This is a genomic window from Planctopirus limnophila DSM 3776 (assembly GCF_000092105.1).
Classification (GTDB): domain Bacteria; phylum Planctomycetota; class Planctomycetia; order Planctomycetales; family Planctomycetaceae; genus Planctopirus; species Planctopirus limnophila.
In genome coordinates this window covers 259,570-281,078 of sequence record NC_014148.1, presented here as the reverse complement: position 1 = coordinate 281,078, position 21,509 = coordinate 259,570, and the positions used below count along the sequence as shown (strand labels likewise).

Annotated in this window: 16 protein-coding genes and 1 tRNA gene; 5 read left to right on the top strand and 12 right to left on the bottom strand. The window is 53.7% G+C overall.

The genetic code is table 11. From position 1 onward, the window contains the following. Nucleotides 1-8: 8 nt before the first annotated feature. The 4 genes from PLIM_RS23500 to dnaG form a co-directional block, all read right to left on the bottom strand. Nucleotides 9-1,343 carry a DUF420 domain-containing protein gene (locus PLIM_RS23500; RefSeq protein ID WP_013108499.1) on the bottom strand — a complete coding sequence of 445 codons (1,335 nt, stop codon included), beginning with the start codon at nt 1,341-1,343 and terminating at the stop codon, nt 9-11. A 77-nt stretch (nt 1,344-1,420) separates the two neighbouring features. Then, entirely contained in the window at nt 1,421-2,248 is an 828-nt protein-coding gene (locus PLIM_RS01100; protein WP_013108498.1) for an ABC transporter permease, read from the bottom strand. A gap of 193 nt (nt 2,249-2,441) precedes the next feature. Continuing rightward, nucleotides 2,442-4,094, bottom strand: a complete 1,653-nt coding sequence (rpoD, locus tag PLIM_RS24920; protein ID WP_013108497.1) for an RNA polymerase sigma factor RpoD — start codon at nt 4,092-4,094, stop codon at nt 2,442-2,444. A gap of 670 nt (nt 4,095-4,764) precedes the next feature. Beyond that, nucleotides 4,765-6,798 (bottom strand): DNA primase, encoded by a 2,034-nt coding sequence (gene dnaG / locus PLIM_RS22205; protein WP_013108496.1) that lies wholly within the window; start codon nt 6,796-6,798, stop codon nt 4,765-4,767. A 1,276-nt stretch (nt 6,799-8,074) separates the two neighbouring features. Between dnaG and PLIM_RS01075 the strand changes: the two genes are divergently transcribed. Next, on the top strand, nt 8,075-9,847 hold the full coding sequence (locus PLIM_RS01075; RefSeq protein ID WP_013108494.1) for a HEAT repeat domain-containing protein: 1,773 nt from the start codon (nt 8,075-8,077) through the stop codon (nt 9,845-9,847). 79 nt (nt 9,848-9,926) lie between these two features. Here the strand turns inward: PLIM_RS01075 and PLIM_RS01070 are convergent, their stop codons facing one another. Together PLIM_RS01070 and PLIM_RS01065 are read right to left on the bottom strand one after the other, a co-directional pair. After that, nucleotides 9,927-10,292 (bottom strand): PilZ domain-containing protein, encoded by a 366-nt coding sequence (locus PLIM_RS01070; RefSeq protein ID WP_013108493.1) that lies wholly within the window; start codon nt 10,290-10,292, stop codon nt 9,927-9,929. Between the two features lie 212 nt (nt 10,293-10,504). Beyond that, the gene (locus tag PLIM_RS01065) at nt 10,505-12,181 is read right to left on the bottom strand and encodes a hypothetical protein (RefSeq protein WP_013108492.1); all 1,677 of its coding nucleotides are present in this window, start codon (nt 12,179-12,181) and stop codon (nt 10,505-10,507) included. Nucleotides 12,182-12,687: 506 nt separating this feature from the next. Between PLIM_RS01065 and PLIM_RS01060 the strand changes: the two genes are divergently transcribed. Beyond that, nucleotides 12,688-12,996 carry a hypothetical protein gene (locus PLIM_RS01060; RefSeq protein ID WP_013108491.1) on the top strand — a complete coding sequence of 103 codons (309 nt, stop codon included), beginning with the start codon at nt 12,688-12,690 and terminating at the stop codon, nt 12,994-12,996. Between the two features lie 21 nt (nt 12,997-13,017). Here PLIM_RS01060 and PLIM_RS01055 read toward each other — a convergent pair whose 3' ends face one another. Genes PLIM_RS01055 through murG form a run of 3 tightly spaced genes read right to left on the bottom strand, consistent with a single transcriptional unit; the run spans nt 13,018 to nt 15,466 of the window. After that, entirely contained in the window at nt 13,018-13,275 is a 258-nt protein-coding gene (locus PLIM_RS01055) for a hypothetical protein (protein WP_013108490.1), read from the bottom strand. Continuing rightward, nucleotides 13,275-14,333 carry an NAD-dependent epimerase/dehydratase family protein gene (locus tag PLIM_RS01050; protein ID WP_013108489.1) on the bottom strand — a complete coding sequence of 353 codons (1,059 nt, stop codon included), beginning with the start codon at nt 14,331-14,333 and terminating at the stop codon, nt 13,275-13,277. The genes PLIM_RS01055 and PLIM_RS01050 overlap by 1 nt, the downstream gene beginning before the upstream one ends. Continuing rightward, nucleotides 14,333-15,466 (bottom strand): undecaprenyldiphospho-muramoylpentapeptide beta-N-acetylglucosaminyltransferase, encoded by a 1,134-nt coding sequence (gene murG, locus PLIM_RS01045; RefSeq protein WP_013108488.1) that lies wholly within the window; start codon nt 15,464-15,466, stop codon nt 14,333-14,335. Before murG ends, PLIM_RS01050 begins: the two co-directional genes overlap by 1 nt. A 408-nt stretch (nt 15,467-15,874) precedes the next feature. On the opposite strand from murG, the gene PLIM_RS01040 reads away from it, so the two are divergent. From PLIM_RS01040 to PLIM_RS01025, 3 genes are all read left to right on the top strand, one after another. Then, complete coding sequence (locus tag PLIM_RS01040) at nt 15,875-16,504, top strand: thioredoxin family protein (RefSeq protein ID WP_013108486.1); 630 nt, start codon at nt 15,875-15,877, stop codon at nt 16,502-16,504. Nucleotides 16,505-16,784: 280 nt separating this feature from the next. After that, nucleotides 16,785-18,149, top strand: a complete 1,365-nt coding sequence (locus PLIM_RS01030) for an MFS transporter (RefSeq protein WP_013108484.1) — start codon at nt 16,785-16,787, stop codon at nt 18,147-18,149. Then, nucleotides 18,146-19,063: a uracil-DNA glycosylase gene (locus PLIM_RS01025; RefSeq protein WP_013108483.1), complete on the top strand. Its 918-nt coding sequence runs from the start codon at nt 18,146-18,148 to the stop codon at nt 19,061-19,063. The genes PLIM_RS01030 and PLIM_RS01025 overlap by 4 nt, the downstream gene beginning before the upstream one ends. Nucleotides 19,064-19,193: 130 nt before the next feature. Here the strand turns inward: PLIM_RS01025 and PLIM_RS01020 are convergent. From PLIM_RS01020 to PLIM_RS22200, 3 genes are all read right to left on the bottom strand, one after another. Then, nucleotides 19,194-19,266: transfer RNA gene (locus PLIM_RS01020), tRNA-Lys, on the bottom strand. A 120-nt stretch (nt 19,267-19,386) separates the two neighbouring features. Next, the gene (locus PLIM_RS01015) at nt 19,387-20,613 is read right to left on the bottom strand and encodes a tRNA dihydrouridine synthase (RefSeq protein WP_230849368.1); all 1,227 of its coding nucleotides are present in this window, start codon (nt 20,611-20,613) and stop codon (nt 19,387-19,389) included. Then, a complete protein-coding gene (locus PLIM_RS22200) occupies nt 20,592-21,215 on the bottom strand; it encodes a Maf family protein (protein ID WP_196349506.1) in 624 nt (207 codons plus the stop codon). Before PLIM_RS22200 ends, PLIM_RS01015 begins: the two co-directional genes overlap by 22 nt. Between the last annotated feature and the right edge of the window lie 294 nt (nt 21,216-21,509).

The window sequence follows — 21,509 nt, the reverse complement described above, 5'->3', positions numbered from 1 at the left end:
GTCTCAACTCAGGCTTGAGGGCCAGGGAAGAGATGATAGAGCATGAAGTAGATCAGCACGCCGGTCACACTCACGTAGAGCCAGATGGGGAACGTAATGACCGCCAGTTGGCGATGGCGTTCCCACTGGCCGCGTAAGGCACGGCTGATGGTAATAATCGCCAGTACGGGGACAAGTGCTGCCAACGCCACATGGGTTACGAGTATGGCAAAGTAGACCGGGCGGATGATCCCTGTTCCTTCAAATTTCTTGCCACTGGAACCGGTGTAGGCGTGTAAAGCCCAATGATAGACCAGATAGCAGACTAAAAATACGACAGATGTCATGAAGGTGGAAAGCATCAGCTGGCGATGCATTTCACGCTGACCTCGCCGGATACAGATGTAACCTGTAATTAATAGCAAAGTCGCCAGGCCATTGAGAGCGGCATTGATGGCGGGCAGCGTTTTGACCCAGCGGGGGAGCAGATCCTCAGGTGGAATGGGTCGCACATTACCCGCAAGGACAATCATTTTCTCCTCAGGCAATGGCTCCGGTTCGACACCCGTGGCCAGAGTGATGAGGTGCCTGCGTAAGACCGCCATTTCAGCGGGATTGGTGGAGTTAAACTTCCCGCGAACGACCCCTAGCGCATCAACCAGCATGACGTTGGTGGTATGTTCAAATTCTTTGCCCAGTTCACGCTGCGGCGAAGTATCTTCTCCGACCGGCATCAGAAAGTTGGTGGCAATGAGTTTGTGCACCTCATTTTGCGGCCCGGTAAGAAACTGCCAGCGACTGGTATCTGCGCCATACGTTTTGGCATACTCCTTCAACACTTCGGGAGTATCTCTCGCTGGATCAATGCTCAAAGTGACCAGATTGACATCGTATTTTTGAGTACGATCAGCAAGTTCCCGCATGGCGCCTGTCACCATGGGGCAGGGTCCCCGGCACTGGGTGAACACGAACGAGATGGCGTAGGGCTTACCCTTCAGTGACTCGTTACTGATCTTCTCACCGTCCTGATTGGTGAACTCAAAAGGTTCGACTCCTTCCGCAGGCCAGATCGCATTTTGACCCGTCAGTGGATCCTTCGGGATCAGCTTCCCGTGCTGATCAACGAGCCCCTGGCTGGGTGCTGTTGTGAGTTGAGATGAGTCAATGATGCTCCCTTCACCCGGCTGAACCTTGATCATCGTGCCGGATGATTCCTGAGCCAGTGCCATGGGAGCACCAACTGGCAGGAGAGTCAGGCAACCAATCATCAGAGCCGTCATGCTTCCATACGCCATTAATGTCTTCGAGAGGCGTGACTCAGACTTGATCAGCGATCGGTGCGGATGGGAAATCATCATTTGCATAAGTTCAACCTGTCATCTTCCCAGCAGAATCATCTGTATTGCAGGTTCACCTCGAGACCCCTCGAGGCCAGTGATCATCAGCGAACATTTCTGATCGATCTCTGACTGGTTTGCCAGCAGGCCACAGTCACACAGAAAACAGCAAATAAAACAGTCACGAGCAGGCAGGTATTCCAGGATGGTAAATTGATGGCCGACTCGGGGCGCAACAATAGCCTTAAACCAGCGACTCCATAGGTGAGTGGGTTCACAGCGAGAACCCATTTGAGCCAACCTTCCTGAGCGGGAAAAAAAGCACCACTTAACAACCACATGGGCATGAGAAAGACACTCATAATGGCGTGAAATCCATGCGTGGATGTCATCTGCCAGGCAATCATGTAACCCAGCCCGGTCAGTGCGAAGGCAAGGAGCGTGAGAAAGCCAATCACTGGCAGAATGTTCGAGATGGTCAGGCCCAGCGGGACGGATTCCGTCAGCCCGATGAAAGAGAGTAAAGGCCCAATCAAGAGAAACAACAGAGCCTGAGAGACAGCCAGTATCGAACCACCCAGCAATTTACCAATCACGATGGCCAGACGAGAAACCGGGGCTGCCAGAACTCCCTGCAGAAACCCTTCACGCCGATCTTCGATGATCGAGATGGTCGAGAAAATGGCTGTGAACAGCACAATCATGACCGCCACACCCGGCAGGAAATAGGCCTGAAATGAAGCGCCGTCGTTCGACTGAAACGAACCTCGCAGACCTGCCCCAAAGAGAATCCAGAACAGGATGGGCTGGGCCAGTGCACCAATCAGCCGCGAACGCTGCCTCAAGAAACGAATGACTTCGCGCTGTGCCAGTGTGAAGACAGCCGGCCAGAAAATCGTGCGAGATTGCGGAAGATCCAATGAGGTTGCCATGCCGAAATTGTAGCAACTGGGCGCCGTGTTGACTTTCCTGCAAGGCTTCCAAGATTTGAGAGATTTCCCGACAGGGACTGATTACTCGTAAAGTGGGAAATCACGCCCAGCGAAAAGCTCAGGCCACAGAAGGGATCACTTCTGCGGCCTGAGTATCATCGGAAAATACGTTCAACAGGCTGAAATCGACTCGCTATTTGGCGACGGCAATCATCAGGCCATCGAGGAAACCCTTTAGTTGTTTGCTGCGCACCGGGTGCTGCAATTTGCGAACAGCCTTGGCTTCAATCTGGCGGACACGTTCACGAGTGACTTTGAAAATGCGGCCGACTTCTTCAAGAGTGTAGGTGTAGCCGTCACCAAGACCGTATCGCAGCTTGATAATTTCCCGCTCACGGTAAGTGAGCGTCTTGAGGACGTTATCAATCTTGTCCTTGAGCATCTCCTGTGTGGCGGCCATCACAGGGCTTTCGGTGTTGTCGTCTTCGATGAAATCACCAAAGTAGCTGTCTTCGCTTTCGCCCACCGGACGATCCAGCGAAATCGGATGACGCGAAATCTTCATAACGCGGCGAGTCTCTTCGAGAGAAACACCAGCGGCTTCAGCGGTTTCTTCGAGGGTTGGTTCGCGGCCCATCTCCTGAAGCAGCTTTTTGGCCACTTTACGGAGCTTGGACATCGTTTCGATCATGTGGACAGGAATACGAATCGTGCGGGCCTGATCGGCAATCGCACGGGTAATCGCCTGCCGGATCCACCATGTCGCGTAAGTACTGAATTTGTAGCCCCGGCGATACTCGTACTTATCGACGGCACGCATCAGGCCGGTGTTCCCTTCCTGAATGAGATCGAGGAAGGAGAGACCACGATTGCGGTACTTCTTGGCAATCGAAACAACCAGTCGCAGGTTACCACCCGAGAGATCACGCATTGCCTGTTCGTATTTGGCAAAGCGTTCGCGAACTCGTTCGACACGCTGACGAAGTCCTTCGGGCGTTTCGAGCGTCATCATCATCAGATCGTGCAATTCCTTGTGGATATTGGCACGTTCGTCGCGAGCACTTTTCAGGTGCTTGAGGCTGTCAATCTGACGCTGCAGGTCGCACATCCGGCGGGAGATCTGCTCCAGCCGCTTCATGGTGGGTTGTAGACGCTGAGTTCGCAGGCTGAGTTCTTCAATCAGCTTGACCATCTTGCGGCGACGCTTGAGGTGCTGCTTTTCAGCTTCTTTACGCTCATCGGAAGAGGCATTGGCATCAATCGATTTCTCGAAGTCGCCAATCGCCTGCTTACGGAGGTTTTCAATCGTCTTCAGGTTGTGAGGCATGCGCCCCAGAATCTGGTTCTTCTCTTTGGATTCGGTCACACTGACTTTAATGGTGCGATCGAAAGGCAATTCTCCGCTGTTGACCTTCGAGAGCGTATCGAATGCCATCTTCAGTGCGTAATCGCATTCCAGAAGCTCTTCGCGAAACTGATTGCGAGTCACTTCGATGGTTTTGGCGAGAGAGATTTCCTTCTCACGAGTCAGCAGGGGAATCTCACCCATCTGAGTGAGATACATTCTCACGGGGTCGTCGATCTTCTTCGACTTTTCTTCGACGACAACTTCCTTGCCGTTCTTGGCACGAGTCCGCGGCTTCTTCTTCTCCTCGACAATCATCCCCACCTGGTCATCGGTAACGATCTTGAGACCTTCTTCCCAGATCGATCCCAGCAACTCGTCGAGCTTCTCCGGATTCATCGCTTCATCCGGAAGATAGTCGTTGATCTGTGAATACGTCAGAAAGCCCTGCTTTTTCCCACGAACAATTAACTCATGCAGGCCTTGATCAAGTCGATGCACAGAATTCTCCTCAACTGGTCATGATTCGGGACAAACCCGAATGTTATTTCCAACTTGTGATGCTGAACGACAAACTCTGGAGGTTTTGCCTCCCTCCAGAGAGTTCTCAATTCCACATCATGTGTCATGGATGCCCGACAACCCGTAACCAACACGCTGCATCAACTTGTCCACTGATTTTTGGAACAAGAGCCACATGCCTGCTGCTCAATGTTTGTTTTGCCGAACATCCCCCTCAGACATGACCCATCCCTGGAAAATCGCACCGTGCGTTCATCACACGGTCAAATCAAACGAACTCTCTAAGTAGCAACAGGTTCGATCAACACAAAACACCAGCTTTCGTTATGTTTATATCAGTGAGGATCGAAGCCTGTCCTTAGTGGACTGACAGAATATCTTTGGCGATGCCAACCCGTTCTCTCTATCTATTGCTTGAGAGAGACAGATCGTTTCATGTCAGCGAATTATGAATCCTCCCTTTCGCACTGTCGGATCGAGTTGAATTGAACTTCTGAATTATGATCTTCACTTTTCCGTCTGTTCGGAAGTTGCAAGCAGTTCTGATGTTGCAAGTTCTGCAAATTGGTAATTCCTGTTGCAAAACGGGTTCAAGTGCGGCACTTCCTGATCTCTGATTTTCTTCAAAAAATCTCACGTCTCAAAAATTCTACGCCCCGGAAGGTGATTCGTGGGGATTGTTCTGCATGCCCCCGGCTCGTTTTCGATGAATAAGCATGGCTTGTGCCAAAACATCTTTCGCTGACGGATTCAATTTCGCCCCGGCCTCTCCACGTTCCATACGGCGTGCTTTATGCAAGTTCAGTTCTCTGCGGAGCACCAATCGGTCTGTCAACTGGCTGAGTAAGTGCCGTCGAACTCCTGGGTCGGCTACAGAACCCGCTGAACCTGGCTGACCTGCCCAGTTTTCCAGCTCGCTGGTGGACGCTATCACTCCGGCCGATTCCTGGAGGCTCAGCAGTTCAGCCGCACTCAGGTGGCTTTCTCCCAGCCACGCCAGAAGTCCTTTGAGGGCGGGTGATTCGGTTTGTGCCAACAAAAGTTCAAACGACGGCAACAGTCCATGTTCGACCACATCGAGGCACACACACCACAGGTGCCGGAATGCAGGGTGATGGAAGTCGTCGGAACCAACTCGCTGGCTTACCCATAGAAAATCATCCGGTGATTGGAGCAACAGGCGGAAGAACTCGCTTTCCAGCAGATCGTCTCCGGCGGTCGATCTCTGAAGCGAATTGACCTGCTCCTGAAGCGGTCTTTCGTCGTCAATGATCGATGATTCGGCTGGATCAACTTTTCGGGGAGGCTGAGAAACATTCTTGAAGCGCTGTTCGACGCGCAGGTCGCGTAATCGCTTTTGCAGGAGCGATTCACTCAATCCCAGCCGGGAAGTGAGCCTGGAAAGCAGATTTCTCTCACGGACAGAACCCGCAAGTCCTGGCGAAAGAGCCATGGTTTCCAGCAGTTCATCCGTCACACGCTGACGGGCATCCACACTTCCGGTGCCAAACCTTTCAATTGATCGGCGGAGCTTGAACTCCAATGCCTCGGGAGCTTCCTGAATCGCCTGTTCGAGAGCCGCCAACCCCTTCGCTTCGAGAAATTCGTCAGGGTCGAGACCTTCCGGAAGCGTCAAGATTCGTAAATCGACGTCTTGAGCCAGAAATCGCGGCAACGAACGTTCGGCAGCATTCAATCCGGCAGTATCACCGTCATAAATCAACACAAATTTTCGGGCTAAACGCTTCAATACCTGGACATGGTTTTCAGTGAGTGCTGTGCCTAATGTCGCCACGGCATTTTTCAGCCCATGTTGATGGGCTTTGATGCAATCCATATAGCCTTCTGTCACCACGACAGTCTCCGTGCGGCGAATCGCCTCCCGTGCCTGATCGAGGCCATAACAGAGACGGCTTTTGGAAAACAGCGGGCTCTCCGGGCTGTTCCAATATTTGGGAGCATCTTCCTTTGCGGGCCGACCGGGAATAATCCGGCCGCCGAACGCGACTGGTCGGCTGCGTTCATCACAAATCGGGAAGAGCAGCCTGTCGACAAAAAAGTCATAATGGCCAGGGCCGTTATCTCGAGCCCCCACGAGGCGCACAACGGCGAGAGAATCAACGGAGAAACGGCCACGAGCCCGCTCCTGCAGCCAGTGCCAGTCGTCCGGGTGATAGCCGAGCGCAAACTGCTCGACAATTTCGGGTTTGAGCTGCCTCGAAGCCAGATATTCTCTGGCCGGTGCCCCGAGCGCAGAACTCTTCAAACATTGCTGGAACTCGCGAGAAGCCCACACGAGAACATCAAACAGATCGCTCTTTTTCGGACCTGAGGATTCCCCAAAGCCGGCTTCGTTTCGACTGCGGCGTGGCAGCTCAATCCCTGCTTTTTCAGCCAGTAAAGTCAACGCTTCCGGAAAACTGAGATTGTCGTGCTTCATCACATACGAGAAGCAGTCTCCCCCTTCATTGCACACCCAGCAGCGATAGGTCTGCCGCTCCGGATTCACCTGCATGGAAGGATTGTGGTCATCGTGAAAAGGACAAAGACACTGAAATGTGCGACCACCTCGGGCAGGTTGGAGAGAAACCGTTTCGCCGATGAGCTGGACAATATCTGTCCGAGCACGCACCTGCTCTTTGATTTCATCCCAGGATACTGTTGGCTGGCCCGCAGAACTCACTCAAATCCATCCCGTAAATTTCAAGCAACCTGGCTGCGGAAAAACCTCAACACACGCCACTGACCGCTTGAAGAACCATTCAAAAAACGAAGAGATCCAAGTCATCGTGGGAAATCTCCCAGTGATCAGTTGGAATCTTGTTAAGGCCAAACCACTGAACCAGAGCGTGCAACTCCATCCGGGCGGCGGGTAGGGACTGGATTTTCTTTCGTGCGGATCGGGATAGGGATCATTTGCGGAAACAACTTCCGCCAGAGGTCTGCCAACCAGTCAGAGGTCAGGTGCCTCCAATCGTCTGCGGGACGTTTTCCGATCTGAGGCTGCTGCCGAGAAGCTGTCGAGAAATCAGCACAGCAATTCTGAATCCGTCGGAAGTTGGCCATGCGTTGATGATCCGCTGGAGTCGAGCTTGGTACAAAGATCGACTGAGTTTCATGGCTGACAACCCATCATTCCAGTTTCTGAAATTCTAAATCCAGTTTCAGAACCTGGCAGTCTGGGCATCGTCTTTTCACACTCTTCGCGAGAACTCCATTTCTCTCAAAAATACCTTGGGCCAGATTTCAGGAGATGATCCCTTTTCTTGAGTTCACAAGCACTCATTCAGAATTGAAGAGGAAACAAGTCGCTCAAGCTAAGAAATATTGTCTCAGAACCTGCCCAACCAACTATCATGGATCGGCATCACCTCATGTTCAGCCGGTCCATTTCCAGAACTCTCTTCGAATCGATAATCCTCCATCGAGAGACTGGAATCCCAATACAGGGATCATCGTCGGAAAAACCGTCACGTCAAGTGGACTGCAGTCCATGTTCTTTGCTGATTCTTCGCGTCGCAAGCTCCGTAACAATAACCTCAGGAATGATGTTCATCCCCATAGCAATCCCCCGCAAGCCCTGATATGCAAGACATAAGCTATTTCAAAACAATTACTTGTGACGTTCTTATTGCCTCCGAATAATACGAATAAGCCCATCCCCTTGAGAAGAGGTATGAGCTTCTACTCTCAGGATGTCAAAGCCCCAACCAGACTGGACACCTGGTTTTCAGGAATGCGTTCGGACTGGTGAACTGCTACGAAGTCACTCTTGCTGATTCACTCCTGAGAATACGTTTTTGTTGCTGAAACCGCTGGTTGCCTGTCAGGCGTGGAGCCGTATGATCAGAGTTCAGAGATATAACGGTGCAATACCGCGACCTTGACATGACATCACAGATCGACAGGCTCGTCGTATCAGCAGCTTTGCACCAAGTAAATTTCTAAAGAGGCGACGAATGGCTGCACCACCTTTTCAACATTTGAAAGACAGTGGGTGGTGCCCTGTTGTCCTGAAATGGCTGACAGTTGGCTGCTTTCTCATCACCTCCTTCCCTCAGGCGAATTCAGCCGATGACAAACCGTCCGCCAAGCTGACGGTTCAATCTCGCGAAGTTCAGACAGCGATCAAGCGAGCCAGAACGTTCCTTCAGACAAGTGCTGACGATCAGGCCTCTCTGGCTTTAACGGGCTATGCACTGCTGAAATCAGGTTCGGATCTGAGTGACAAGAAGGTCGCCGACGCCTTGGCCGATGTGCGTAAACGATGCGGAGGTAATCGCTATCTGCCTGCCTCGCACCACATTTATTCGGCTGCAGTCGATGCGATGCTGCTCGAAGCGGCTGGCGATCTCAGCGATAAACCGAGCTTAAACCTGATTGCTGACTATCTGATTGCTCAGCAGAAAGCCCACGGAGGATGGTATTACCCTTCGCAGACTGACATTTATGGCGACACCAGTATTTCGCAATATGGCGTACTAGGACTTTGGGCTGCCTATCGAGCCGGAGTGACGATTCCGACAGACGCCTGGGAAGGCGCCGCCAGATGGCACCAGCAGACACAAAATGCCGATGGCGGCTCGGGTTATCATCCCACAGCCACAGGTGCGACGGAAACCAAGGCCACCATGACAGCAGCGGCTGGCGGGAGCTTGCAGGTTGTTCGACTGATTCTCTTCGGAAAAACTGCCGCTGGTAAAACTCGTCGCCTCGATGCCTCGATTGGCAAGCGTTTTGGAGTTCTCGAACCTGTCAGACCCGAAGCTCCTCCCGAAGAAAATCAGGCTGTGGTGGTCGTAAGGCCGACCCGTCTCGAATTGTCAGTTCTCGATGCCAGCATTGACAAAAACTTTCGCGCACTCGAACGCCTGGCTCAGCGTGGGATGCCGGCTGACTTTCCCTGTTATTACCTCTACGCGATTGAGCGGTACGCAGCTTTGTCTGCGAAAGAAGAAATTGCCGGTGTTGACTGGTACGACGCCGGTGCCCGCTGGCTGATTCAGAATCAGGCGACCGATGGCTCTTGGCGTGATTCTTCCGGACTTTCGCCAGCCACCAGCCTCTCGCTGCTATTTCTGGGCAAGGCGACCGAATCACTCTTCAAACGAGAAGGCGCTGCACCCGGTGTCGGCGGTGGTATTCTGGTTGGTGGACGCGATTTGGCCGCACAACTGGTTGATAAACCCAAAGATCCCAAAACATCAGCCGAGCTGGCAGATCAAGCCCTGAAAAGCCTTTCCAAATCACTTTCTGATCAGGATGTGGCCAAGGCTCAGGCCGCGATTGTGGCGCAGTTTCAACTCGGCAATCGCGACGATCTTGTCGGAAAACTTGACCTGCTGCAGCGACTCGTCAAGGACCCTCGTGATGAGATTCGCCGAACAGCCTGCTGGGCGCTGGGAAAAACAGGGGAACTGGAACCTGTCCCGCTCCTGATCGAGCGACTCTCCGATGAGAACTCGGATGTGGCATTCGAAGCGAGCCGGGCACTTTGTACCATTGCCAGCGAGCCTGCCGGTATTGCAGGACTGGCCATTGATCCCACCCGGCATACTCTCCGAAGGGCGGAGCGTTCGAACGGGACTCGCTATCGCAGCCCCCGGGAAGAATGGCAGGAGCTCTCCACGAAAGCCTGGCTCGATTGGTACTTAACTCATCGCCCCGCGAGCATGCGGAATGATCGGCTCGAAGTCGGGCCACGAGACAGGCTGGTCGTCCCTCCGAACTGAGCAACCCATTTATGCCAGATCAAGTTGACCGAGTTTGATCAAGTCGCCAGTGTTTTGATCAACCCGTGAGGCATCCATCTCAGTTTTCGACGTCGCTCACTTCGGGCTTGCCGAGAAATCGACCGCCACTGATGAACATGCCGTTTTCCACGGGGGTACACCATTCAATGGCCACGCTATAGGTGTATTCGCGTGTTTCACTGGCCATTTTGAGACGGACATCACCGGGATTGAGTGACCCCTTATGCAATAATCCCACGCCATAACGACTGATTTCACGAGTCATGGCGGGAATGAGATTTCCACGCCGGGTGGTAATCTCGGCTGGCACTGCCAGTTCGATCCGCTCAGTGTTGCGAGAGTTCGCACCATCGAGTTTTTCGAAACTCTCAATGACTGTTTTCAAATCGTGCAAGGTCGGTCGACCCCACGGATCCGTGGCCATCTCTTTCACTCCCTGTATTCATCGAGCCACAATCTGATGTCTCGTTACAAGGAACCTAGCCCACAATTCCCGATGAGGCGTTGACGAAAAGAGGCTGGTCTCTGAAAAAGGAATGACATTTCCGCCAGCGGGCCAAAGGACGCAGTCGGCCTCGCCAGATTCATGGCCGGCCGATCATTGGTTTTGTGACCGAACTGATGGCACGGTAATGATTACCGTTCGCTCGGAGCCGACTCACGGGAGGCAGATCCCGAAGTTTCGCTTGATGAGATATGACCGGCAGAGGCGGAATGGCTCGAAACCACCACTTCGACAGATCGGCCTGTGCTGCGTGCCAGACCCCACCCTGCGCCCAGCGCTACGAGAATTCCCAAGACCCAGGGAACCCAGGTCATCAGTTGGTTGCTTCGACTCTGACTCGATGCCAATTCGGCACTGTCGGACTTCACCACCAACTGCTCGAATTCACCAATGGCATCGACATTCAGTTTTGAACGCGCTGGTTGCTTATCATCGTGGCCCCGTACTTCGGGCAGAGTTTCTGTTTTCGAAGCGGCAACAGACTGAACATGTTCACCCCGAGTCCGAATTTCAGTTCCAAGCTGCTCGACTCCCGGAAGATAAAGCGGCTGCAATGTCGCTTCCGGAACATCATGTTGCACCACATGAGCCGTCACGACAGCGTCGCTCGGTATAGACGCTTCTGCCACGAAATCGGATGGACTGTCTTTTGGTATTGCACGTAATGCACGATTGGCACTCACACTTCCCTGCAGTGCAGGAGGCACAGCGGCCATTTCCTCGGAAATGTCACCACTCTTCTCGCTTTCGAGAGCTGCACCTGTTGATGGTTGTGTTGAACTGGTGATCGCATCTGGTGCCGACTCGGCAGTCTTTTGATCTGTCGCCATGTCATTGAGTTTGAGTTCGCCGGCTTCGGGCCTCGAGAGTGCGATCAAATCTTCAATCCGATGCAGCAGATCTTGAGGTCGCTCTTCTGTCGGCGAATATTCCAGACCAGCCCCTTCACTGAGTTCATTGGCCAGGCGGGCAAATCGCTGCGCTGTCTTCAGCTCACCGGCTTCAATCTGACGTCGGGCATGACTGAGTAACGATTCAATCCGTAAGCGGAACTCGTTCAGTTCTGACAAGGATCGTTTGGTGACCGCCTGAGCATCTTCTTCGAGAGTCTCGCGGAGTTGACCGATACGGGAAACTTCCTGTGAGGTGGCCTCTTTGGCTTTTTCGAGCCCGTTGGCGAGCTCAAAAGCCTTCGTCCAATCTCCTGGAGTCGCCGAAAGAGGATCAGGAAGAGCATCCTTGAGTTTTGCTCCCGTGGTTTTGGCGACGGCAGGAGCTTCTGAATCTGATGTTGTTGATGAATCCGTACTGCCAGAACCAGTTGTCATACTTGTCTGGTGAATCGCAGAGTGCTGGCCTTCCGGCAAACCACTACCTGAACCAACCTTGTCGACCGACTTCGTGGATTGACCGGGAGTGATGGCGACTTCGAAGGGGTCTTCGACCGGAGCATCCGCAGCTTGTGCGTCGCGTGCTGAAAGGGTCGCCGCTGAGTTCGCAGCAACTGTCGGCTGCTCTTGTTCAATCTTCCGTTCTGCCGATTTGCCGGCAGTCCAGGGAGCACTGGGAACATGATCCCAGAGTTTGGCGATACTGTCGCGCGGGTTCTTCGCACAACCACTCATCAAGACCACACACAGAATTAATCCCGAGGCGATCAATCGTCCAGAAATCAAACGACCACAGCCCAGCTTGGAAACGATCTGCTCGACGGCGGATTTTCTGTTGAACTGTAAACGGATTGTCTGAATGCGCTCTGTTGCCGCATAGCTCCGATTTGAGCGGTGTGGGAGAATCTGCGGTGTCACACAAGATCCTTCTTGGGACAAGCACTCGGACTTATCGACGTCAGCGAAATCAGCTTAAATCAACGCCTCGATCCGTTTCGATGGAAACCTCAAAAGACATTCAGGCCTCTTTCACCAGCAATTCCGGAATTCAACAGATTGCATCGTCTCTGCAGAAAGAGGTGCTGCATCTTTCCCGCAGCAGTGAACGCGAAAGCATCCAGTTGTTCTGACTTCTCAGCCACAGACCGGCAGACTTTGCCCCTTGAGCACCCATCCTGCATGCATTCCCGTTTCAGGCAGATTCAGCCGAACAAACATTTCTTGACGGTTTGCGGGTTAGAAACGATACCGCTCACTCCCGCTACTTCCTCCTGCCCCTGATTTTCCATCACTCATTTTTCCACCACTCTGGCCATCTTTCCCTCATCTTCAACTGAGAGACAGGAGCCAGTGCTTCGTCTGTGATGTCTATCGATAGACGGCACTGCTCTACCAGCCTGTCCTCAAAACTTCAGGTTCGAATCATGAATAATCTTCACGGATCATCACGGAGTCGCACAGGCTGGCGGGCCGGTCATGCCCTGCTCCTGGGCTGCACATTGCTTGGGTTGACTCTTGTGGGCTGCACGATGACCGAGATGAAGCGAGCACTCTACTACGATCCGGAAGCGAAAGATGAAAACGCGATGAACGGCGTCGAATCTGACAAATGGGGCTTCGTCGGCCAGCAGGGGCGAGGCAGCAAAGCCCTCGAAGATGAGCGTGATCCTCTCAAGAATCTGCTCATGTCCAAAGAAGCCCGCGATATCGAACGCAATCTTGGCTACAAGTAAGCTGGTCGTCCCTAAGTTCAATCAACTCGTGATCCACCAGTGAAGATACCAGTCGAGCAGATCGCCATAGATCGGGCAGAGCCATATCTGCACCTGCAGTGGCACATAAGCACCCAGCCACCAGGCGGATCGCAACTCGAAAATTGCCCCATACCACGACCAGAAAAACGGGCCGAGTGACAGCGCGTAAGGGATGAACGCCCAGACGAGAAAACCTTCCCACGAGCAGAACCATTTCGCCGCTCGACGGAGCTTGTCTGATTCGAATACAGCGTTCATCAGGCAATCTTCCGCTGAGGTGGTTCCACGAAAGTTTCAGCAGGTGCACCACAAAGATCAGCCACGGCGGCTGGCATCGCCTGTTGAAAATCGATCACAGGCTGGTAACCAAGTTCCATCTGAAGACGATGTGAGCTGAAGTCGAGATTCAATCCCAGAAATTTGATTCGCGCGCTCGAGAGCAGCGGAGCTTCCTGCTTACCAAGCAGCTTCCAGATACGCTCCAGCACTTTGGCCAGAACTTTTGCAACAGGCAAAGGAACCACCTTTTTCGGCAAAGGCAGTTTCGCACATCGGGCCACGGTCTCGACAAACTCACGCTTGGTGACGAGCCGACCATCAGTCACATGATAGATTCTTCCCGCGGGTGTCGTGTGTTTCAGCACAGTCGCGACTGCCTGCACCAGATTGTGCACCGAAGTGTTATTCATCAGTTTTTCGGGCGAACCCAGATAAGCGAACTGCTTTGTCTTAAGCCTCTCAATGAGCCTTGGCAGAACTGAGCGATCGCCCGGGCCATAGATAAATCCAGGGCGCAGGATCACTGCCGGAAACTTTTCTTTCTGCGAGTAATCGCTGACGAGCTGTTCAGACTCCCGCTTGGTCAATGTGTAGCCGTCGATCCCGGAAGTGCTGACCGGGACATCCTCATCGGTTCCGTAATGATCTTTTGCCGGGAAGACACCCAAAGAGCTGATGTGCACGAACTTCTCAAACGCCGGCTGTTTCCGTGCCGCTTCGATCAGCAGTCGTGTCCCTTCGACATTCACCTGGCGATACTCTTCCGTCGGGCCCCAGTCGCCCACTTTGGCCGCACAATGGACAATGAAGTTGACATTCTGAACGGCCTTTTCCAGGCTGACGCCGTCCTCCAGATCTCCTTCCACCAATTCAATCACCGGCATCAACTCTTCCGGAAAGAAACCGGCACACGACGACGGCTTACGAACCAGTCCCCGTACGCGATAGCCATTTTTAGCGGCCCACAACACCACATGCCGACCGACCAGTCCAGTTGTCCCTGTCACCAGCAGGAGTGGCAAATCCCGTTGATCCATTACGTCGCTTCCTTGAGATGATTTTTGTCGAGTTGAGCGAGTTCCAGCACTTCAGCAGCGATCCGCCGGGCGGCATCCAGCCGGGCCCAGCTCTTCGCTTCTCGCGACATTGCTTCACGATGACGGTAGTCCGTAACCAGAGCGTTCAGAGCGGCTTCAAGCTGCTTTGATGTTTCCAGAACATCAGCCGCCTGCTCGACAACGAGTGAGGCCTGCCGCTTGGCAAAACTTTCGGCATTGCGCAATTGATGTCCATCCGACGATTCAGGGTAGGGCACTAGAATTGACGGAATCCCTGCACAGGCCAGCTCTGAAAGTGTCGTGGCTCCTGAGCGGGCAATCGCAATCCCGGCTCGGCGATAAACACTCTGCATGTCCTTGATAAACGCGTGCACTTCACAAGGCAACGACCTGCGAGCGTACCGGGCTTTCAGGGCAACTTCCTGCCTCGGCCCCGATTGATGAATCACATCCCAGCCCTCAAGCATTTTGCCATTCTGCTCGAGCATGAGTGCGACCGCTTCATTGAGTCGATCTGCCCCCTGGCTACCACCGAGAATCACCAGTGTCTTCCGTTCGGGTGTATACGCCGTCTCGGCCAGTTGGCAAATTTCGGTGCGGAGTGGATTGCCGGTCACAAGAACTTTGCACGAACGTGGCAGATAAGCTCTGGTTTCATCGAACGTCACGCAGATGCAATGGGCTTTTGTCGCCATGCAGCGAGTCGCACGCCCTGGAATCGTGTTCTGTTCCAGCAGAATATAAGGAATCTTGCGGCGCCGGGCTGCCAGCAGCATCGGCACACTCGCATAACCACCCAACCCCACGACCGTGGTGGGCTTGAATTGATCGACAATTTTCAGGGCTGCCCGCCAGGCTGTAAAACTTCGGCTGAGAAACCGCAGTGGCGATTGCCACAGATTGCGTAATGGCTCGGCTGGTAACGTTGTCTGCTCGTAAGGGCTCGTCGCCAGAATCTCACGTTCCAGCGGTCGCTCTGTCCCGGCAAATAAAAACTTCGCCTTCGGGCAGATCTCTTCGATGGCCGCAGCCGTTGCCAGACCGGGAAACAGGTGCCCGCCGGTACCACCACCTGCAAACAGGATCTTAGGTGTACGGCGGGAAGACTTCATCGGCTGCCCTCAATCCGCAACACATCCGGGCGAGACACCTTCTGCCAGAATCTGCAGACACACCCGGAGCATAGCCTCTCCTCGGCTGCTGATCTCCTGGGAGACGAAACCCATTCGATTTCTCGAATCGTCGTCAATCCGCGATCGAATGTTCGCGAAAACTGGTGCATGGCAAAACCCACTCCTTGAGTGTCATCGTTGTACACCTATCGCGGGAATTCGGCAATCAAACCGCCGGTTATGGCTAGATTCGCTTGTGAACCATAATCAGAGTTCACGTCCTTTCCCGCTGAGAATTGAACTTCCTGGTGATGGCCAGATTTCGGGCGAAAAAGAGTCCATTTGCAGTAGAATGCATGTTCTTCGTGACTAGTCTGACACCCCGCGCCTCAAGGCAAGGAATGATGCATGCTCTTCCATTCGATCGCCCGGAACATGATTTTCATCGGCCTGTGGCTGGCCTGGCCGGCTCTGCTGGCTGCCGGTGAATTCAACACTGTCCTCAGCATTGGCGACAAGGCTCCCGCCTGGAGCAAACTGCCCGGTGCCGATGGTAAGGAGCATTCGCTCGCGGATTTGGCGGAGTGTAAAGCCGTGGTCCTCGTCTTTACCTGCCTCTCCTGTCCGACGGCTGTGGACTACGAAGAACGTATTGAAAAGCTGCGAAAAGATTACGCACCACGGGGAGTCGAGGTGGTCGCTGTCTGTGTGAATCAGGTTCCGCAGGATCGTCTGGAAGCAATTACTCAGCGCGTTCAAAAGAAAGGTTACTCGTTCCCTTACCTGTATGATGAGACGCAGAAAATCGCCAAGGATTACGGGGCGATTTTTACTCCCGAGTTTTATGTGCTCGATGGAGAACGGAAGATTGCTTACATGGGTGCCATGGACGATAAGACCGAAGCCGAAAGTGTCGAAGTCAAGTATGTCTCGGCAGCTCTGGATGCCATCCTGTCAGGTCAACCCGTCCCCAAAGCCGAAGTGATCGCCCGAGGTTGCCGCATTCGCTACGCCCGCGAACGCCGCGAATCGAAGTAATCTTTGATGGCGACAGTGCGGGGTGCACCTTTCACCCACTCAACGGGTGGCACTTTGAAGGGTGGCACGACGCTGGAGGCCCAGAAATGGAAACAGTGCGAAAGGGCGTGGCCTGTCCGGCAAACACCCATAAGAACCAACGGCGACGAATTGATGTCGATGCAAAAACCTTCTGGCAAGACATCCCACCCCGCTTCAGCTAGACTCCAGCCACATTTCTGCACATGATTCTCATCCATCTCTCAAAATCTTGCCCGACGACTTCATCAGGAAATGCCTCATGACTACGGCTCTTTCCAACCAGCCACTGCTGAAAGACAGAGCCTTCTGGGGACTCAACGCCACGCAATTCCTGGGTGCGTTTAACGATAATCTTTTCAAAGAACTCGTGTTGCTCATTTGTGTGGCAGCCCCGCCGATCTTCGGGCCAAATACCCCGGATAACAAAGGGCTGAATCAAGGGTTAGCCACAGTGGCTTTCTCGGTGCCGTTCATCTTTCTTTCAGGCTTCGCTGGTTTTCTTTCTGATCGTTTCAGCAAGCGAACCATTGCCTTCTGGTGCAAGATTGCCGAGATCGGCCTGGTACTCGCGGGTCTCATCGGCTTCTATCTGGGGTCACTTCCGCTCCTGATTCTGATTCTCGGATTGATGGGGGCACACAGTGCGATGTTCGGCCCCCCCAAGTATGGCATCCTGCCCGAACTCTTCCACAAATCCGAGCTGCCCAAAGCCAACGGCCTGCTCCTGATGACCACCTTTCTGGCCATCATTTTCGGCCTGGCACTCGCCGGTTTTCTGGCCGATCTGTTTCATGGACGACTCTGGATTGCCAGTATCGCCTGTTTGTTTGTCGCCATCACAGGCACGATCACCGTGCTACTGCTCCGCGAGCCCGGCGTCGCTGATCCTCATTTGAAATTTACACTGGGATCAATGTTCATTTCTCGCTCGACGTGGCAACTGATTACCAGCAAAAAAGGTTTGCTGCCAGTTCTCATCGCTTCGTCGGTCTTCTGGATGGTCGCCGGGATGGTCTACCCCAATTCGATCAACGCTCTCGGGAAAACCATCCATGGATTTTCGGATACCCAGACAGGCCTGATGGCAGCCACAACGGGCCTGGGAATTGCCGTCGGCTGTGTCTTCGCCGGGATCTGGTGCCGCGATAAAGTTCGCGGGCGACTGGTTACGGTCGGCCTTGTCGGACTGACTGGCTGTCTTATTCTGCTGGGCATGCCCGGTGCTGAAGGCTTCAAGGGCAAACCGTGGTTGAGCCCCATTGGTGCCAGCATCGCTCTTGTTGGTGTGGGGCTGTTTGCCGGGATGTACAGTGTCCCTTTGCAGACATTCCTACAGGCCATGGCCAGTGATGGGCAGAAGGGCCGCATTATTGGTGTGATGAATCTGGTCAACTGGATCGGCATTGCTCTGGCAGGGGTCATCTACATCGTCTCTGTCAAAATTCTGGGGAGTTTTGGACTCTCGGAGCAATTTACGTTCTGGGTGGGTGCGGGCCTGCTCGTGCCACTGCTGATCTTCTTCAGGCCACCCACTGTCAATCTGAGCGAACTGGAAGCCGCTACGACTCCCCTTGATGCTGTGACCACAACTCCACCAGTGATCATTCCGGGAGAGACCGCATGACGATTGATCGTGGCAATCCGGGAGATCAATTGCGGCGGGCACTCAGGCAGGAACTGGAAATCGTGGCTCGCAGTGGCGTGAGCCATTGGAGCCCCGAGATTCTGCAACTGCTGCCTCTATTGACCACTCCCGCAACAGCACCACTCGAACCGTCTCGCGTGCGGGGTGCATCGCATTCAGCAGAAGCGAACACAGCAGCAGCCCGTTTGACAGATTCATCACGACTAATCGCCCCTGAGGAACTTGAAATGGCCAAGCGCAGTGCGCGTTCGCAAATGGCGCCGCCCGCCCCAACGGCAAGCGGAATCGCTCCACAGCCACCCAAGTTGTTGAATCTTCCTCTGGCAGAACGTGTCCATGAGCTTGAGAAACTGAAAAAGTGCGTGGCGAACTGTACCCGCTGCCCGGAATTAGCGAGTACCCGCAAACAGACGGTCTTCGGCGTGGGAAATCCGCAGGCAAAAATCATGTTTCTGGGCGAAGCACCGGGAGCAGACGAGGATGCGACAGGAGTTCCGTTTGTCGGTCGTGCGGGCCAGCTTCTGGATGGCATTATTGCCGCCTGTAAACTCAAGAGAGAGGAAATCTACATCTGCAATATTTTGAGATGCCGGCCGCCAGGCAATCGCCTGCCCTCACCAGAAGAAGCTGGAAATTGCCGCGAATGGCTCGATGGACAGATCTCGATTGTAAATCCCGAATACATCATCTGCTGGGGTTCAACGGCGGCGAAGAATCTTCTGGGAACGACCGAGGCCATTGGCAAACTTCGCGGCAAACTCTTTGAGTATGGCAGAGCGAAAGTCTGCTGCACCTATCACCCCTCGTACCTGCTGCGTAACCCACCTGCAAAAAAAGATGTCTGGCAGGATATGAAATGGTTCTTTGGAACGATGGGCGTCGAGCTAACGTAACGCGATCTTCAGGAGTCCTAGGGAATACGCCGTTTCGCTCCACGCGATGGCGAACCAACTCCAGCAAAAAAACAAGCCCCTGCAATACGATTTGCAGAGGCTTTAACTGGTTCTGGCAATACAGAAGAAGTGCCCCCAGTAGGACTCGAACCTACAACAAACAGATTAAGAGTCTGCTGCTCTACCAATTGAGCTATAGGGGCTTGTGCAAGAAGTTTAGGAACTCATACGACTGCTTTCAAGCGGGCAAGGCCAAGACGATCAAACCACCCAGGCCGATTGTCGTAACCAATTGAAGCATATACTGTTGTGCCTTCTTGATGTTACCAGAGTTCGTTCGGCCCATTTGGGACTTTCAACAGGGCTGTCGGAATACGAGGCGGTTCCTCGCCATGACGTTCACGGATTTCAGCCACAATTTCCTCGAATTCTGAAAGAGACTCGACCCGGCGAAGTCGATCCTCCAGGTCTTGAGGAATTCCTAACCGGGCGCCGTACCACCCGGCGAACTTGCGAAAGAGTCGCGTCGCCTGCTCTCCAAAGAGATCAACCATCTCGCGAAAGTGAGTGACGAGAAACTGGATCTGCTCTTCCGGGCCGGGCTCAGCATATTGACCCGTCATTTCAAAGTCATGAAGTTTGCGAAAGATCCACGGATCGAGCATGGCTCCCCGGCCAATCGCCACAGCCGCACACCCGGTTTCTCGCCGCATGGAAATGGCGTCTTCTACAGTTCGGACATCCCCATTCCCAATAACCGGAATCGATTGCACGGCAGCGACTGTGGCAGCAATCCCTTCACGGCTGACCTTGCCAGAAAATCCCTGAGCTCTCGTCCGACCATGAATTGTGATCGCAGCCGCCCCGACCTCTTCAAACTGCCTGGCCAGAAGTGGGGCACTCAATGATTGAGCATCCCAGCCGAGCCGCATTTTCACCGTGACAGGAATTGAAACAGAGGCCACGACCAGAGCAACCAGCCTGGTTGCCCCCGTTGGGTCACACATCAGCCGTGCCCCGCCACCCTGGCTGTTGACCTTTGCCATCGGGCAACCCATGTTGAGATCAACTCCTTCATAGCCCAGGTCTTCCAGCCAGCGGGCAGCCGTCGCCACATGCGTGGGATCGGCTCCAAAAAGTTGAACGCTGAGCGGTTGATCCAGCAGACTTGTCGCAATGAGTTGTTGAGAAAACGCGTTGTTCGACAGCAGTTTGACCGCATGAACCAGATCGGTCGTGGCCAGCCCCATGCCTCCCAGCTCCCTTAATGCCACGCGGAAAGGCCGCTGGGTGTAACCCGCCAAAGGCGCCAATCCATAACGAGAAGGGATCTGCCGGCGACCAATCCACCACGATAAATCCTGGGATGGCTGAGGATGTTGTCGCCCAAGTGACGACGCCGTTTCGGGCAATTGGTTAGCCGAATTGTTCCCCACAAAACCCGCAGCATCTGGTAATGGTAACGACATCGCGTTGTCGGAGACTTCCTGAAAAAGCTGGGCTTGAACTGTTAACGCTTGCGGAAAGCTTACCGGCGGCAGGCTGTCCATTCGGCAAGCAGTTCGAGCGGCAACCCGATGACATTGCTGAGACTGCCTTCGATCTTGTCCACAAAGATACTTCCCGCACCTTGAATCGCGTAGCCACCAGCCCTCCCGGCAGATTCGTTGAGCGAAAGATACCAGTCGAGCCATTGTTCGACATCGGAGCGGAAAGTGACATTCGTCACAATTGAACCTTGCCGTAATTCGCCGGAAGCCAATCTCAGCACACAAGAGCTGAGAACGCGATGAGTCCGGTTGGCGAGGAATTGCCCCAACCATTTTCGAAGCACCTGATGCTGCGGGTCATCCACCGGTGGTTGTCCGATTGCCAACCAGGAACCCGGCTCTGTTTCGCACAGTACGGTCGTGTCGCCACAAAGAATCAGTGTGTTTTCCAGATTCTCCCGCGCCACCTGTTCCCAGACATCTTCATATTTGGTTTGAGCGATCAAAAGTGAACGCTCAACAATCTCATCCCAGCGATGAAGTCCTTCGAATTCCATCTCATCTGGAGATCGCGGAGGAACTGCACGGATGTCACCTCGAGGGTCAAAAGCCTTCAACAGTTCGAGACGTCTGGGCGACCTGCTTCCGAGAATCCAACGCACCACACAGCCCCCACAAAGATTGGCCCGAAGAAGATTGGCCAGATGATCTGGCATTTCTTATGAAAAGGGCTGAGCCAGAGAAATCAAAAAACGAAAAAGCCCCTGGAGACAGTTCTCACAAGTCCGCGTGGTGTGTTCAAGAAAGATAGCTGAAAAACTTGTGGGTTGGGTCGCTTTTCAGTGGATCGGGAACGCACGGATCTTGTTGAGACTGACAATTCTCCAGGGGCGGCTGGGGTAAAGGAAGTCGACTTTTCGTCGATAGCATAAAGTCATGCAACCACCGTGCCGCAA

Excerpts from the sequence above, each read along its gene's own strand:
- PLIM_RS01060 (WP_013108491.1), top strand. The coding sequence starts at position 12,688 with ATGAATAATCTTCACGGATCATCACGGAGTCGCACAGGCTGGCGGGCC.
- PLIM_RS01070 (WP_013108493.1), bottom strand. The coding sequence starts at position 10,292 with ATGGCCACGGATCCGTGGGGTCGACCGACCTTGCACGATTTGAAAACA.
- PLIM_RS01025 (WP_013108483.1), top strand. The coding sequence starts at position 18,146 with ATGACGATTGATCGTGGCAATCCGGGAGATCAATTGCGGCGGGCACTC.
- PLIM_RS01040 (WP_013108486.1), top strand. The coding sequence starts at position 15,875 with ATGCTCTTCCATTCGATCGCCCGGAACATGATTTTCATCGGCCTGTGG.
- PLIM_RS01030 (WP_013108484.1), top strand. The coding sequence starts at position 16,785 with ATGACTACGGCTCTTTCCAACCAGCCACTGCTGAAAGACAGAGCCTTC.
- PLIM_RS23500 (WP_013108499.1), bottom strand. The coding sequence starts at position 1,343 with ATGCAAATGATGATTTCCCATCCGCACCGATCGCTGATCAAGTCTGAG.
- PLIM_RS01050 (WP_013108489.1), bottom strand. The coding sequence starts at position 14,333 with ATGGATCAACGGGATTTGCCACTCCTGCTGGTGACAGGGACAACTGGA.
- PLIM_RS01100 (WP_013108498.1), bottom strand. The coding sequence starts at position 2,248 with ATGGCAACCTCATTGGATCTTCCGCAATCTCGCACGATTTTCTGGCCG.
- murG (WP_013108488.1), bottom strand. The coding sequence starts at position 15,466 with ATGAAGTCTTCCCGCCGTACACCTAAGATCCTGTTTGCAGGTGGTGGT.
- PLIM_RS01055 (WP_013108490.1), bottom strand. The coding sequence starts at position 13,275 with ATGAACGCTGTATTCGAATCAGACAAGCTCCGTCGAGCGGCGAAATGG.
- PLIM_RS01075 (WP_013108494.1), top strand. The coding sequence starts at position 8,075 with ATGGCTGCACCACCTTTTCAACATTTGAAAGACAGTGGGTGGTGCCCT.
- PLIM_RS01015 (WP_230849368.1), bottom strand. The coding sequence starts at position 20,613 with ATGGACAGCCTGCCGCCGGTAAGCTTTCCGCAAGCGTTAACAGTTCAA.